Annotated in this window: 15 protein-coding genes and 1 pseudogene; 7 read left to right on the top strand and 9 right to left on the bottom strand. The window is 37.6% G+C overall.

Annotated elements, in window-relative coordinates:
- Positions 1–4 precede the first annotated feature (4 nt).
- The 3 genes from icmH to FTU34_RS07125 are packed head-to-tail and all read left to right on the top strand — an operon-like array spanning position 5 to position 2,445.
- Positions 5–808 (top strand): type IVB secretion system protein IcmH/DotU, encoded by an 804-nt coding sequence (icmH, locus tag FTU34_RS07135; protein ID WP_180035246.1) that lies wholly within the window; start codon positions 5–7, stop codon positions 806–808.
- 12 nt (positions 809–820) lie between these two features.
- Positions 821–1,492, top strand: coding sequence for a hypothetical protein (locus FTU34_RS07130; RefSeq protein WP_180035247.1), 672 nt, complete (start codon positions 821–823; stop codon positions 1,490–1,492).
- Positions 1,489–2,445, top strand: a complete 957-nt coding sequence (locus FTU34_RS07125) for a M15 family metallopeptidase (protein ID WP_180035248.1) — start codon at positions 1,489–1,491, stop codon at positions 2,443–2,445. The genes FTU34_RS07130 and FTU34_RS07125 overlap by 4 nt, the downstream gene beginning before the upstream one ends.
- 45 nt (positions 2,446–2,490) lie before the next feature.
- Here the strand turns inward: FTU34_RS07125 and FTU34_RS07120 are convergent, their stop codons facing one another.
- The 7 genes and pseudogenes from FTU34_RS07120 to FTU34_RS07090 all read right to left on the bottom strand — a co-directional run bounded on the left by FTU34_RS07120 (position 2,491) and on the right by FTU34_RS07090 (position 6,969).
- Positions 2,491–3,252: an alpha/beta fold hydrolase gene (locus FTU34_RS07120; RefSeq protein ID WP_180035249.1), complete on the bottom strand. Its 762-nt coding sequence runs from the start codon at positions 3,250–3,252 to the stop codon at positions 2,491–2,493.
- A gap of 177 nt (positions 3,253–3,429) precedes the next feature.
- A pseudogene (locus FTU34_RS07115) lies at positions 3,430–4,113 on the bottom strand (MBL fold metallo-hydrolase); the annotation flags it as partial.
- 218 nt (positions 4,114–4,331) lie between these two features.
- Positions 4,332–4,526, bottom strand: a complete 195-nt coding sequence (locus FTU34_RS07110; RefSeq protein WP_180035250.1) for a hypothetical protein — start codon at positions 4,524–4,526, stop codon at positions 4,332–4,334.
- Between the two features lie 74 nt (positions 4,527–4,600).
- Positions 4,601–5,356 (bottom strand): zeta toxin, encoded by a 756-nt coding sequence (locus tag FTU34_RS07105; protein WP_249748882.1) that lies wholly within the window; start codon positions 5,354–5,356, stop codon positions 4,601–4,603.
- 3 nt (positions 5,357–5,359) lie between these two features.
- Positions 5,360–5,620, bottom strand: a complete 261-nt coding sequence (locus FTU34_RS07100; RefSeq protein WP_180023738.1) for a hypothetical protein — start codon at positions 5,618–5,620, stop codon at positions 5,360–5,362.
- 584 nt (positions 5,621–6,204) lie between these two features.
- Positions 6,205–6,597 (bottom strand): hypothetical protein, encoded by a 393-nt coding sequence (locus tag FTU34_RS07095; protein WP_180005522.1) that lies wholly within the window; start codon positions 6,595–6,597, stop codon positions 6,205–6,207.
- Between the two features lie 3 nt (positions 6,598–6,600).
- Positions 6,601–6,969, bottom strand: coding sequence for a hypothetical protein (locus FTU34_RS07090; protein ID WP_078190788.1), 369 nt, complete (start codon positions 6,967–6,969; stop codon positions 6,601–6,603).
- A 1,119-nt stretch (positions 6,970–8,088) separates the two neighbouring features.
- On the opposite strand from FTU34_RS07090, the gene aroQ reads away from it, so the two are divergent.
- Genes aroQ through accC form a run of 3 tightly spaced genes read left to right on the top strand, consistent with a single transcriptional unit; the run spans position 8,089 to position 10,355 of the window.
- Entirely contained in the window at positions 8,089–8,544 is a 456-nt protein-coding gene (gene aroQ, locus FTU34_RS07085; protein ID WP_078190789.1) for a type II 3-dehydroquinate dehydratase, read from the top strand.
- A 15-nt stretch (positions 8,545–8,559) separates the two neighbouring features.
- Positions 8,560–8,976 carry an acetyl-CoA carboxylase biotin carboxyl carrier protein gene (gene accB, locus FTU34_RS07080; protein WP_078190790.1) on the top strand — a complete coding sequence of 139 codons (417 nt, stop codon included), beginning with the start codon at positions 8,560–8,562 and terminating at the stop codon, positions 8,974–8,976.
- A 17-nt stretch (positions 8,977–8,993) separates the two neighbouring features.
- Positions 8,994–10,355 (top strand): acetyl-CoA carboxylase biotin carboxylase subunit, encoded by a 1,362-nt coding sequence (gene accC, locus FTU34_RS07075; RefSeq protein ID WP_111885487.1) that lies wholly within the window; start codon positions 8,994–8,996, stop codon positions 10,353–10,355.
- A 70-nt stretch (positions 10,356–10,425) separates the two neighbouring features.
- On the opposite strand, the gene FTU34_RS07070 is transcribed toward accC, so the two are convergent.
- Entirely contained in the window at positions 10,426–10,908 is a 483-nt protein-coding gene (locus FTU34_RS07070; protein WP_078190792.1) for a hypothetical protein, read from the bottom strand.
- 299 nt (positions 10,909–11,207) lie between these two features.
- Here FTU34_RS07070 and FTU34_RS07065 point away from each other — a divergent pair, with 299 nt between their 5' ends.
- A complete protein-coding gene (locus FTU34_RS07065; RefSeq protein WP_257226239.1) occupies positions 11,208–12,590 on the top strand; it encodes a sensor domain-containing diguanylate cyclase in 1,383 nt (460 codons plus the stop codon).
- Positions 12,591–12,614: 24 nt separating this feature from the next.
- Here the strand turns inward: FTU34_RS07065 and FTU34_RS07060 are convergent, their stop codons facing one another.
- Complete coding sequence (locus tag FTU34_RS07060; protein ID WP_180035252.1) at positions 12,615–13,775, bottom strand: MFS transporter; 1,161 nt, start codon at positions 13,773–13,775, stop codon at positions 12,615–12,617.
- Positions 13,776–14,056 lie beyond the last annotated feature (281 nt).

Here is a 14,056-nt window from a genome sequence, read left to right as displayed (position 1 = left end):
AATCATGAATATTTCAAATAATGCCCCTTCACTTTTTGACGATGGTCAAATTGGATTAGGCTCTTCAAAACCAAGTGCTGAACCTAAAATCAACAGTTCAACCAATTTAGTTGATCTACTGCATGATGGTTTTTACATCGTATTCTTACTCAAAAATCAATATGTTCCATCCAGCCCTGAAAGTTTCAGGACAAAAATTATGGATCTATTAAACCGATTTGAAAGCCAAGCCCGTAAGCTTCAATTCAGCAATGAAGATATCACGGACGCAAAATATGCCTATTGCGCTTTATTAGATGAAACCATTGTCACCCAACAAGATGCACGTTTTTTTGATTTACAAAACAATTGGATGATGAATCCACTGCAATTAAGTCTTTTTGGTTCACAGCTAGCAGGTTATCGTTTTTTTGAAAATTTAGAGCAAATTCGTTCTAAGAATAAAGATCGCTTAGCAGCACTTGAAGTTTATCATTACTGCATGCTCCTTGGTTTTCATGGTAAATACCGACTTGAATCGATTGAAATGCTCAATTCACTCGTTGCACGTGTCAGCGATGAAATTGATTATATGAAAGGTAAAAAGGCGTTTTCGCCTTTCGCGGCACTGCCGGATCAAATTAAAAATATTATTCACCGTGAATTACCATTTTTTTGGATCATTATCTTTTGGGCATTGTTTGCTGTATTAGCATTTGGTGGACTGAAATATATGTTATCCAGCCAAAATAATCAGGCGTTATCACAATATCAAAATGTCATAACTGCACCATCGGAACAGGCTTATATCACCATTCATTTACCATAAGACTTAGACACCATGGCAAACGAAAAATCGAATAACGTTAGAATTTTACAGTCGACTCAAAAGAATAATTTACCGCCTTTAGCTCATGCTGCGATTGGCTTTCTTGTTGGTGCAGCGGTCATTATTGTTGCTGGCCTGGGATATTTTTATCTAAGTTATGACGATCAGCCTGCAAATACAGAAATGACTACTTCTGCCCCAACTGAAGATAAAGCTGAAACTGAAGCAACCACTGCACCCCGTCAAAGTGAAAATGAGCAATCTTCAGCTGAAAAAGCACTGCAAAGCGTTCATGCTATGGACGAAAAAGATCAGGATAATGGTTTATATTCGAATGATTTAGCTACTGCTTTCAATCATGGCAATACGGCTAAAGTGACTCAGCCTGTTCAAGCTGTAGCGAATAACCGTTCGCCTTTTGAAATTACCCAACCGCAGCGCCCTGTTGTAGCTGCTACAACAACCGTTAAACAACATATTCCAACTACATTAGTAAAACCAAAAGCTGCGCCAACAACAGCTAAGGTGACCAAACCTACAGAGCCTTCTACGAAAGCAGCAAAAGAAGAAGAATACTTTGAAGAACCGATGGGTGGAACGCAAATTTCTGAAACCAAACGTCCGAAAGTGGTTGCTGCAACAAACACTGCTAATGCGACTGTGAGCGCTACAGTTTCCCCATGATCATCTTTTTGGTTAGTTGTTTCTTTGTCTTAGCACTGGTGACAGTGCTTTGTTTTTCTTATGAACTCAGAGTTAAAGTTCAGGATTTTTTCTTTCAAATCATTCCACAAAGTAAAAAAAGAATTCAGCACGCCAAAAATTTTGCTTATGAACTGAACTATGCAGCAGCACCACAACAAATTCAATCACACTGGCATTTACAACAATGGTGGATTTTATTTGCAGGCTTCTTACTGTTTGCCAGTATTTTATTATTTGCTTTTACTCGCCCGATTACTGCAAGTAAAGTGGAAGCTGATTATTTGCGTAAAGTTGACCCACAAATTTACGCCATGCTTGATGGACAGGTTTTAGATGCGCCTCCTGAGGTTGAAGAATATCTTGTTCAAGAAGCGATCGCTGAAGAAGCAGCAATGATTGAGCAGCCATCTGTTATGGCTTCTAGCTTTAACCCAGAAGTTCAAGATATCCATACGCACACATACTCAACAGATGTACCTTCAGCAGACCGTAAATGGCATAAAATGAACCCTCGTTATAAGCAGCGCTTATTAATGGTGTTTAAAATCATGCGTGAACAACATGGCTATGAAATGGTTTTACTCGAAGGTTATCGTAGTCCAGAACGTCAAAATAATTTAGCCACCAATAAAAATACCACTCGTGCCCGTGGCTTCCAAAGTTATCATCAGTTTGGTTTAGCAGCTGATGTTGCATTTAAACGCAATGGCAAAGTGGTCATTACTGAACGAGACCCTTGGGCTATGCGTGGTTATCAACTTTATGGTCAAGCCGCTGAGTCTGTTGGTTTAACATGGGGCGGACGCTGGAAATCTATTCAAGATTATGGTCATACAGAATATCGTATGCCAGGCCTGAAAAAAACTGCAGAGATGGCCGCACTACTGACCTCAGAAGGTCAGCTTCAAGCCAATAACATTTCGATTGAGTAATATTTCGATGTTTTGCCTTCAAAATATAATTGAAGGCACACCGTATTAATTTAAATAATTTTGTATTTGCTCTAAAACGTCAGTTGTTTTTTCTGCATGTAACCAATGGCCTGCACCTTCTATTTCTACAATTTTTGCATGTGGAAATTGGTGTTCTATCGCATTGATATGTTCTGCTTTTGAAATATAAGGTGACTGTCCACCTTTGAGGTACAATGCAGGCTGTTGCCAAATATTTCCGATATTTTCCCAACCAATAATTTGGTCATACTGTTTATACAACGCATCTACATTAAACAACCATTGTCCTTTACTAAACGATTTGAGTAGAAACTGTATCACCATATCTGAATGAATATACTCACGCATAATTTCAACCGCTTGTTGTCTAGATTGAATTTGCGCATTTTGTACAGCGATCAAAGCTTTAAATATTTCATCATGATGACGTTCTTGATATGCAAAGGGCGCGATATCCAATACAACAAGTTGCTCTACCCGCTCTGAAATTAAAGCCAATTGCATTGCGACCTTGCCACCCATGGAATGGCCAATCACTGAAAACTTATCGATGCCAATCGCATCTAATGTTTCGAGTACATCGTTTGCCATCTCACGATAATTCATTTCTGTACTTTGAGGTGATTTACCATGGTTTCGTAAATCAAGCTGAATGACAGAATATGAATTTTGAAAAGCTCTGGCAAGCATCCCTAAGTTACTGAGGCTTCCAAATAAACCGTGAATAAAGACAAGTGGGTGTGTTTCGCCTTCTAATTTTTGATGATATTCGTAATTTAGGATCATTTTTGAATACTTTGCTATGTTGATATTATGATGCCTAGTTGAATGAATGAAATCAAATGACAGTTAAAAAATTATTAGTCTTACTTAGGCTATTTGTAGGTGGCAATTAATTAAATTGCTTAGGCTATTTTATAAAATGAAATAGCCAACCGCATTCGACCTAAAGGTTCTTTGTCTTTAATTTGCAGATTTAAAGTAATTAAAAGGAATTTTTAAATAGCGGATACCATTCCCTTCTGGTTTTGGAAATTTACCTGTATCCATATTAATTTGTATGGCAGGTAAAATCAGTTTGGGCATAGCCAAATTTGCATCACGCTGAGTTCGCATTGTGACAAAATCTTCTTTTTTCGTACCAACGTGGATATGAATATTCTGCTGTTTTTGCGCATGCACACTGCTTTCGCAGCAGTATTTTGACCGGTTTTCTGGTAAATAGTCATGACATAAAAACACGCGCATTTCAGGTGCTAACTGATAAATCTTTTGTACAGAGTCGAATAATTCTGCCGCACTACCCTTGGGAAAATCATAGCGTGCTGTGCCATAATCAGGCATAAATAAGGTATCACCGACAAACACAGCATCACCAACAACAACATAGCTCAGACAAGCAGGTGTATGTCCAGGCGTTGGAATGTTATAGGCATTTAACTCACCGATTTTAAATGCCTCATGATCTGCAAATAAATAATCAAAAGACTGATGTGAATTAAAATATTTCATATCAAAATTATAAATGGCGCTGAATGTTTCCTGCACAATCTTGATGTTATGGCTCATCGCAATTTTACCACCAAGAACTTGTTTTAAATATTGAGAAGCGGTTAAGTGATCTGCGTGCACATGCGTTTCTAAAATCTATTATATACTTAGGCTATTTTATTGAAGTAACCAACTGCCGCCAGTCTAAATATTCATTCTGACATGCCTTTCCTGATTGAAAAATTCAACGTTTCAAGAGTGTTTGATTAATTTATTTAGAAATAATTTATAAACTTGAAAAATCACGAAATATATCCTCGGAGATTTTTCAATAAAGGCTGTTTATTATGAAGTTAATTGAAATAATAAATAATTTATAGATCAATACTAATATCGCTGAGTGCATCGCTCACCCACGTTAAAGCATCTGAGCCCAATTCTATAATATTCGAACCAATTTCAGCTAAGTCAGTCAAATCTACAGAAGACAACGGATCAGATGATGTACTATTTTTTTGCTGTTCTTGTTCAACTTGCGGCTCAATGGCTTGATCAAGATGAGTTTGCATGTTGTTGTAATTTATAGTCGTTATTTTGCATAGGTTCATCCTGTTATTTTGTTTTATATTATATTCAGTTGATATTAATTTGGCTCAAACTCTTTAAGCACCTTATCTACAAACCACCACGGTAAACGCTGAATACCTGAATTCATCTTTAAAATTTCAGCTTGTTCAATTTCCGCAATGAAAGAAGCATGCTGTCCATCGGCAGAGTTATCAAATAAATAACTACGATCCGTTGCTTCTACCGCCTGCATTAACAAATCCATACTTCGATAATAACGTTCGCGAATTTTTTGTTCTGGCACTCCGTGTCCACCCGTTTTCACTCGGTACTGAACACGTGAAATATTGATAACAGGATCAATAGTGGAAACATAATACAGATAGGTTTTAAAGCCTTTTCTTTTTGCTTCGCGTAGAAACTCCACCTTTGAAATATGGGACATCACCGTTTCAAAGGTAAAACTAATTTTTAGTTCTAAAAACTGCAAACGAATGTAATCGATAATTCTTGCACAAAGATATGAGTCAATCTGGTCTGGATGAAACTCAATTTTCCACGGATCTAATATCTGAGGTTTACGTGCTAATAGAGGGATAAATTCTCCATTCGCGGGACGTTTTTTCGTATATAGAAAGTCAATTAATTCTTCTGATTTTAAAGCGGGATGGTAATCCAACAAATTGAGCCTGTGTGAATGTTTCAGTTGAGCTTCGAGTTCATCCGCATTTAAATATGCCCCAATATGATGGGGCAATAAATATTCTTTAACTGTGCTTTTACCTGAACCATTTGGACCCGCGAACATTCTAATGCGAGGTTGTGGAGGCATGTATTAAACAATTTCCTCTGTTTTCTTTTTTCGTTTTAAAATTTTTGGTAGATCATCCACTTGTACAAAGTCGGCTGAAACATCTTTTAATTGTACTTCTTGACCATTTTGCAGACGTTGAACCAGTTGTAAACCTTTTACATAAACCACAGTGGATGATGCACTTGCTTGTTCAAAAGCATGGCGAAATGCATTGATAGCAAGGCTCGGGATCATATCATCCTCATATTGGCTTGCTTTCATTACTGAAGTATAAGCTGTCATGTAAACAACTCCTCAAACATCAAAAATAATGTGTTCAATTATCTTATCATACTTGCAATATTTGTCTATTTATCCATCACTCATACCGAGAGTGAAATAATAAAAATACAAAGTGATTTAATCATTTGACTGTATTCCTCGAACCAAACTGCACATATGAGTCAATGTATGAGGATGCCACATCATGAATAATTTAAATTTTATCCAAATTCGATTTATAATCTGATTAAGCATTTAATTTTTCACAAAAAAATAGCCACTTATTCAGTGGCCAAAAGAGAACGACATCAACAAGTTGATGTATTAGTACTGACCTATGCAACAGGACCAGGGATGTTTGTTGCATATAAATCGTTCTAACCTGATCATAATAATGTGATGAGCTTATCATTTTAAGCACATTTCATATCATTTCCTGACAATCTAAATTTTCAACTTCTAAGATTATTAGAAACTGCACCTATAGTGAATAATGTTGTAATAATTTTGAAATATTAGACCATTTCGAATTATGAAAAATAGAACAAAATGAAAAAAAGTTTGACGAGAGCCCAAAAGTTTTAGAAGAGAAATTTAAACCTAATTTATTTTGTAGGACTCGAACAAAATGCACTTTCGTTTAAGCCAGATGACTGCATACTCTGTTGCTGTTGTTGTAAATAATGTTGTGAAGCCACTTGCATTAGATTGGCCATTTCAAGAGCTGAGTTTTGCTGAGATATTTCTAAAATCTGACGATATGCATTCAATCTTAAACAAAAAGCTTGAGTTTGCTGCTGACCCGTTGCTGTAGATGCAGGGTCATCTAAAATAGCTTTGGTTGAATTAATTTGCTCAGTATATGCTTTTATCTGAGCATTATATTCAGCTTGAGTCAGTTGTGGAGTAACCGCTTCATTCACATTTGCATATGCTACAGAAGCAGTAAACACAGAGAAAATAAGGACATAAAGTTTATACATCAACGGAGAATGCATAAATTAAGCCTCATCACCTTCTTTCCAGACATCTTCATAATCATCAGCATCTATCATAAAACGATAGCCTACATCCAAAGCTAAATACGGTAGCACTTCAGGCACGACATCTTGCAGTTTACGCACAGTCATTGTTTCAAAGTTATCTGCGCCTTCAAGCTCGCCACCATAAATATACCAACTGACATTTTCATCACCTTCTGCAGGCTTACGAATACCAACTATTGGATCTTTATTTAAGGTATGGACAGCCACAGCAATTACATCATCGCCCTGCACTTCTACATATGCAGAACCCACTTCTTCACATAAAAGTTTTTGTTCTGCAATCAACTCTGCCAAAGGTGATGAATTTTGCGTATGTTTTGCCATGTTTGTTCTCAGGCCATATAGGTTTCGGGCATTCTACCGTGAATTACACGTATATAGATAAATTTTTTCCGTGCGAAAGCATTCGTGCCTTGTTTTATTAATTCATTTATAGCAAAAGACTCAATGCAGTAGATTCCATGCAAAGATATAAACAGGAATAAAGGAGACTTAATTCAAGACATATACCGTTCAAACACAGAAATAGACGAATAAAAAATAGAATCAGTATGCAAACAGCAAGCTTCTTTACCACCACAGATTTAACTTTTGCCAATACCTGTACAAATTTGGACAAATACCCAATTTTCCAAACTTGCATGATTTATGAAAGAAATCGTCAATGCCTTGCACGCTTTATACATTTAAAACACTGACTAGAAAATACACAAGATGGTTAAAACGCTTATATATAGGTCTATAAAGTATGACTTAGCTACGCAATAAATGTTCATCATATCTAAAGCTGCCTACTTATAAGGAAATGCTCCCACAGAAAATTCAATTCACTGAGGCAAACAAAATATCTAGGTTGAGCCCTATCATTTATGAAAACATTTCATTGGTTTGGAAATATGCTGTATCAATCATAAAAAAATAAACTATCTTTTAATTTTTATATACTTAGCATACAGACTTGCTTTATTCTTTTAAATAACTCGCTTGAAAGCTGAGAGCAATTTAGATTCCTTTACGCGTGAAATAAGTTAAACCTTAGAATTTTTTAAGTCGCTGTATAAATACCATCTTTACGACTATGCATGCGTAGGCTGTTCAACTGACGACCTATAAGGCGGATACACAAATCAGCACACCTTTTAGATCATTCGCACTGGTTATTGCTAAACGTACGCACCACGATAAAGCAAGTTTACACAAAAGATATCAACAGTTTTAGCCAATTGGGTTTAAAATGATGTACTACAATATAATGATAAAAATGTAATCTTTTAACATTGCCAATTCTCTGCAAAATTCGCATTATATAGCCCATTCTCGGCACATGCTTTTCACGTCAATTCAAAGAAATTATAAAAAAAATGTGGAATTTTATGCCATAATGAGCAAACTTTGCAGGTATCTTGCAAAGTAAATTTGCAACTTTTTATTGGAGCAAGCTGAATGAGCTCGACCATTTTGGTCATTCATGGACCGAATCTCAACTTACTGGGAAAACGTGAACCCGAAGTTTATGGCTATCTGACACTTGAAGATATCAACCAAAAACTGATTTCACAGGCTCAAAACGCTTCCATTTCTCTCGACACTTTCCAAAGTAATTGGGAAGGCGCTGTCGTCGACCGAATTCATCAAGCGCAACAAGAAGGCGTTCAATTCATCATTATTAACCCAGCAGCCCTAACACATACTTCGGTTGCTGTGCGTGATGCCCTTCTTGGTGTAGCCATTCCGTTTATAGAAGTACATCTATCAAATGTCCACGCTCGCGAAGCATTTAGACATCACTCCTATCTATCTGATAAAGCCGTTGGCGTTATTTGTGGTTTAGGTGCAAAAGGCTATGCCGCAGCACTAGACTTCGCCATCGAAAAAATTCAACCAACTTCTCAATCTTAATTAGGAATACTGTTCATGGATATCCGTAAAATCAAGAAACTCATCGATTTGATGATTGAATCTGACTTACAGGCGATTGAAGTTAAAGAAGGCGATCAATCGATTGCTCTAACTCGTCGCAATCCAGTAGTTGCTGCCGCTGCGCCTGCTATGGCTGCACCTGCCGCTGCGCCTGCTGCACCTCGTTCACCACGTGGTGCTGTTGAGCCGTCTCCTATGGTTGGTGTGTTCTATGCTGCGCCAAATCCAGGTGAAGCACCATTTGTGAAAGTTGGTCAAACTGTATCTGCTGGTGAAACACTCGGTATTATCGAAGCAATGAAAATCATGAACCCAATTGAAGCAACTCAAAGCGGTGTGATTGAAGAAATTTTGGTTAAAAATGGCGAAGTGATCCAATTCGGTCAACCATTATTCCGCTATCGCGCTTAAGACCACGGGGAATCACAATGTTGCAAAAAGTTTTAATTGCAAACCGTGGTGAGATTGCGCTCCGCATCACCCGCGCTTGCAAAACTTTAGGAATTAAAACCGTAGGGATTTATTCCGATGCCGACAAAGACCTAATGCATTTACGCTTCTGTGACGAAGCAGTGTGTATTGGACCAGGTGCCAGCAGCGAAAGTTATCTTAATATCCCTGCGATTATTACAGCGGCTGAAATCACCGGTGCAGATGCCATCCATCCAGGTTATGGTTTCTTATCTGAAAACGCTGAGTTTGCTGAAATTGTAGAAAACTCAGGTTTTATCTTTATCGGCCCGCGTCCTGAACACATTCGCTTAATGGGGAACAAAGTTTCTGCCATTATTGCGATGAAAAAAGCCGGCGTACCGACTGTTCCGGGTTGTGACCATGCTGTAACGATTCACAATGCATTGGCAGAAGCCAAAGAAATTGGCTTCCCATTGATCGTAAAAGCTGCTTCTGGTGGTGGTGGTCGTGGTATGCGTATCGTTGAACGTGTGGACACACTACTCGAATCTGTACAAGCTGCTCAGCGTGATGCGGAAATGTGGTTTGGTGACGATACCGTTTATATGGAACGTTTCCTTCAAAAGCCACGCCATGTCGAAGTGCAAGTTCTTGCAGATGGTAATGGCCATGCAATTCACCTTTATGATCGTGACTGTTCATTGCAACGTCGCCATCAAAAAGTGCTTGAAGAAGCGCCTGCACCGGGTTTACCTGAAGAAGCACGTGCGCATATTCTTGAAGCATGTGTAAATGCTTGTAAATTAATGCAATACCGTGGTGCTGGTACATTTGAGTTCTTATTTGAAGAAGGTGAATTCTTCTTTATTGAAATGAATACTCGTGTACAAGTAGAACATCCTGTTACTGAGCAAGTAACTGGTGTGGATATTATCGAGCAACAATTACGCATTGCTGCTGGCTTAGGTTTGGATCTTCAACAAGAAGATATTCAACTTAAAGGTCATGCGATTGAATGTCGTATTAATGCAGAAGATCCATCTACATTTATGCCTTCACCGGGCAAAATCGATCATTTCTATGCACCGGGCGGCGCAGGTATCCGACTAGATTCTCATATCTATCAAGGATATAGTATCCCGCCATACTATGATTCAATGATTGCAAAACTCATTGCGCATGGTAAAGATCGTGAAACCTCTATTGCGCGCATGAAACAAGCTCTAGAAGAGATTATCTTAACTGGCGTGAAAACCAATATTCCGCTACATAAAGATTTGATTCTTCAAGATAAAAATTTCTGCGAACAAGCTATGGATATTCACTATCTTGAAAAGCATTTATTGAAGAAAGTCGAAGGACATGAAGATAAATAAATCTTCAGCGTCAAAAAAACCACTCAAATGAGTGGTTTTTTATTTTCATAAGAAAGATCTATAGTCATGCTTAAGGCAAAACTCGACGCAATGTCGCAAAACACTGCTGAGCCTGATCATTGGCACAGAAATTAATAACCGATGGACTTTTCCACTTTACAAAATACTGTGAAATTTCGCCGGTTTGATCTTGAATATTGCCCGAACAATCCATCTGATTATTGTCATATTTCACTTGTAAAATCAGTGCTGGAATTTGCACATTCGGATCTTGCGCAGGTTGATAGTCATATACTCCAGATGACCACTCTTCACCGCTTTTGATCACAACATCATTATTGCTCTTAAAATTATAATATTCAACGCACTTTTTATTGGTCGGAATTTCCATACCCCATAAGCCGACCAATTCAGAACGTGTTGTCACCCTAAAGCTATTCACCGCTTCAACTTGATTTTTAGCCTCTGAATTTTGAGTTGTATTCTTATTATCTGCCGCCATCACCAACGAAGAACTCAACATGAGTAAAACTGTAAGATATGCTATTTTCATACATTTAATCAGTCATATAAATCATGCTCTTAAAGTAACACATTTTTTTACAAATCCGCGGTTTATCACATTTTCATAACAATCATTTTTCCTATTTATCCAAAAAATCAATCTCGGTTAACGAAACTACAAATCAGCTAAATGCCAAACAAATCACACTATTTACAATAAAATAATATAAAATCTTTTTTATCGTTTAATATACGAAAAAAACGAATTCTCCCATATTTAACCTAGGCTTACATAAGCTAATGAAACTGCATTCGAATAGTCTTGCTCCGCTTAATGCACGCCACAGCATGGCTTTTGTCATAGTCGCTGCAGTTATTCTTTGCTGCTGCTTAATCGGTATTTTCACCCGCCCATTAAGCTATTTAGCGATTTTTTGGCCTGCGAATGCAGTATTGTTAGCAATATTCTTAAGGTTCCCTAAACTGAGTAATCTGGGAGGATGGTTAGGTGCATTTACCGGTTATATGCTCGCAGATTTAGTGACGGGCAATTATTTCCAACTCACTTTATTTCTCACTTTTTCAAATTTAACCAACAGCATGGTATCGCTATTTTTTATGCGATATTTTCAGGTGAACTATCAAAACTATAATAAAGGTTTCACCTTTCTGACCATGATTGTCATCATCGCTTGTGGTGGATGCCTTGCAGGTGCTCTTTTTGCTATTTTCACTGTGCCTTATATCCCCAACACGTTTATGTCGACCGATAGATTATCGATTGATTTTGGTATGTGGTGGATTACTGAAATATTAAATGCGCTGATTATATTACCGCTTATTCTGTCTTTTCCTAAACTGGCCGATCTTAAACTTTATTTCAAAGATCGACGTCATCAAAGCTTTCAGATCAATAAAATATTTCCGGCAATTGCAGTTATCTTCTGTGTATTTTTAACAGCTGTTTCTGCAGGTCCAGGGGCAATTCTCTACCCTTTAGCGGCTCTAATTTGGGCAGCATTAACCTATCGCTTATTTACCTTATCCCTAATTAATGCCGTGGTAATTTTAGCGACCTATTACAATTTAAATGCGTTCTACTTACACGATTCTTCATTAGCCTATTTATCGACAGCAATTTCAGTTCGTATTGGCCTAGCCATGCTGATTCTCTCGCCGTTGATTCTTTGTATTATTAGCCGAAATCGGCACGAACTATATAAAGAGGTTTTATACCTTGCAAATCATGATAGTTTAACGCATGCGATGAATCGTCGATATTTTTTCGAGCAAGGTGAGCTTTACCTACAAAACCAAATTCAGCTTAACTTTTCCATTATCATGATGGATATTGATCATTTTAAAAAATTAAATGATCAATATGGGCATTATGTCGGTGACCAAGTTTTACAAGAATTTTCGAGTATTGTGCGTAAGAATTTACGTGAAACTGATTTATTTGCACGAATTGGGGGAGAAGAGTTTAGTGTATTACTCACGAACATTGCTGCAACTGAAGCTCAAGGTATTGCTGAACGCATCCGAAAAGTCTTTGAAACTACACCTATCATCATTGATGAACAAAATACGATTTATATTACGGTGAGTATTGGTCTGATTCATCAGTCTTTGCCCAATGCTCCAAGTTTGCAAAGTATGATAAATCAAGCCGATCAGGCCTTATATCAAGCCAAAGAGCTCGGCCGTAATCAGTTGATTTTAGTTCATTGAGACTTATCAAAATACTGAATTGTTTTAAGTTGGCTTTTGGATCGTTTTAGGCAAGCCCACGACCAAAAACATGGCAGGTATAACCGCCAGTCCTGCGATCATAAAAATAACGGGTCCCGAAAGCATGTCCCAATATCGACCTGCTAAAATACTGCCACTCGCAACACCTAAGCCCCACATGGTACTGTATAGCGCTTGACCACGCCCTTGTTGACTTGCGGTAAAATTTTGAAAAATGATTCGCATAGCGATTAAGTGGAATAATCCAAAACTAAAGGCATGAATCGTTTGCGCAGCAAATTGAGTGATAAACACCGTCGGATATAAGCCTACAATCACCCATCGCATCCCTGTTAGCCCCAAACAAATGAGCACTAAGTTACGCCAAGAATATCGATTAAAAAAGACATTGGCATAGGCAAACATAATGATTTCCGCAATGACTCCGACAGACCATAAAAAACCGATTTGGCTCGTCGAAAAATCAGCCTGCATAAGGTAATTGCTATAAAAACTATAAAACGGTGCATGCGAAAAGAGCAGAAAAAATTCAATGATAAAAAAACTCGCTACAACTGGTCGTTTTAAGATAGGCCAAAGTGGTTCAAGTTTTTTCTGTGAAGATGGTGCAGTAGCGGGCTCTTTAATCGTAAATGACCAAATAAATGCGAGAAATGCAATGCATAACAACATGATAGGCAGCATTGAAACAGGTATTATTTCTAGCAAAGCCCCTATTCCAAATACCCCAACAATGAAGCCAACTGATCCCCATTTTCTGACTTTTCCATAAAGTTCTGCACGCCGCTCAGCTAACCAAAATAAAGTTACTCCTTCAAACTGAGCCAATATAGCATTTTGAAAGAAACTAAAAACCAGCATGAGTAATGCAACAGACTGAAAACTGTTGGGAATTATAAAAATCAGAAACCAAATACAGGCTTCCATCCATGTTGCTATTCGGACTAAAAGCATGCGCTTGCCGGATTTATCTGCAATCCAACCCCAAATAAATGGGGCAAAAAAACGTGTCACAATTGCAATCGAAGATAAAACCCCTATTTCTTGATAATTAAACCCTTGATCCTCTAGATACAAACTCCAATACGGCATGAATGTACCCACTATTGAATAATAGAAAAAGTAGAATCCACCTAGTTTTGTTTGGATTGGAATTGATTGCATTTGGTTATATTCACTTGTATTTTCAAACACTTAAAAATTTTAATGGTTGTATAAGATTGCAGTCATTTGGCTATATTTGTAGGGTAATCCCCCCTAAAAATAAAAGGATCTAAAAGTAGAATTTTCTCTTAAGATACGAGCAGGAGAGGTGGTCCCACTTGTTTGAACAACTAAAAGCGTATTTATAAGTGATATTCCGCTCTAGTTAAGCCACCTTGTTTTGTTGGGGTAGCTGATCATAGTAAAACTCATTTGGTGTCATTTTGTCTAGACTCGAATGA

The organism is Acinetobacter sp. YH12094, assembly GCF_013419295.1.
In the GTDB taxonomy this organism is placed as follows: domain Bacteria; phylum Pseudomonadota; class Gammaproteobacteria; order Pseudomonadales; family Moraxellaceae; genus Acinetobacter; species Acinetobacter amyesii.
Note: the sequence above shows the minus strand (reverse complement) of the source record. Positions and strands in the feature narration are given on the sequence as shown.

Excerpts from the sequence above, each read along its gene's own strand:
- icmH (WP_180035246.1), top strand. The coding sequence starts at position 5 with ATGAATATTTCAAATAATGCCCCTTCACTTTTTGACGATGGTCAAATT.
- FTU34_RS07130 (WP_180035247.1), top strand. The coding sequence starts at position 821 with ATGGCAAACGAAAAATCGAATAACGTTAGAATTTTACAGTCGACTCAA.
- FTU34_RS07125 (WP_180035248.1), top strand. The coding sequence starts at position 1,489 with ATGATCATCTTTTTGGTTAGTTGTTTCTTTGTCTTAGCACTGGTGACA.
- FTU34_RS07120 (WP_180035249.1), bottom strand. The coding sequence starts at position 3,252 with ATGATCCTAAATTACGAATATCATCAAAAATTAGAAGGCGAAACACAC.
- FTU34_RS07110 (WP_180035250.1), bottom strand. The coding sequence starts at position 4,526 with ATGCAAACTCATCTTGATCAAGCCATTGAGCCGCAAGTTGAACAAGAA.
- FTU34_RS07105 (WP_249748882.1), bottom strand. The coding sequence starts at position 5,356 with ATGCCTCCACAACCTCGCATTAGAATGTTCGCGGGTCCAAATGGTTCA.
- FTU34_RS07100 (WP_180023738.1), bottom strand. The coding sequence starts at position 5,620 with ATGACAGCTTATACTTCAGTAATGAAAGCAAGCCAATATGAGGATGAT.
- FTU34_RS07095 (WP_180005522.1), bottom strand. The coding sequence starts at position 6,597 with ATGCATTCTCCGTTGATGTATAAACTTTATGTCCTTATTTTCTCTGTG.
- FTU34_RS07090 (WP_078190788.1), bottom strand. The coding sequence starts at position 6,969 with ATGGCAAAACATACGCAAAATTCATCACCTTTGGCAGAGTTGATTGCA.
- aroQ (WP_078190789.1), top strand. The coding sequence starts at position 8,089 with ATGAGCTCGACCATTTTGGTCATTCATGGACCGAATCTCAACTTACTG.
- accB (WP_078190790.1), top strand. The coding sequence starts at position 8,560 with ATGGATATCCGTAAAATCAAGAAACTCATCGATTTGATGATTGAATCT.
- accC (WP_111885487.1), top strand. The coding sequence starts at position 8,994 with ATGTTGCAAAAAGTTTTAATTGCAAACCGTGGTGAGATTGCGCTCCGC.
- FTU34_RS07070 (WP_078190792.1), bottom strand. The coding sequence starts at position 10,908 with ATGAAAATAGCATATCTTACAGTTTTACTCATGTTGAGTTCTTCGTTG.
- FTU34_RS07065 (WP_257226239.1), top strand. The coding sequence starts at position 11,208 with ATGGCTTTTGTCATAGTCGCTGCAGTTATTCTTTGCTGCTGCTTAATC.
- FTU34_RS07060 (WP_180035252.1), bottom strand. The coding sequence starts at position 13,775 with ATGCAATCAATTCCAATCCAAACAAAACTAGGTGGATTCTACTTTTTC.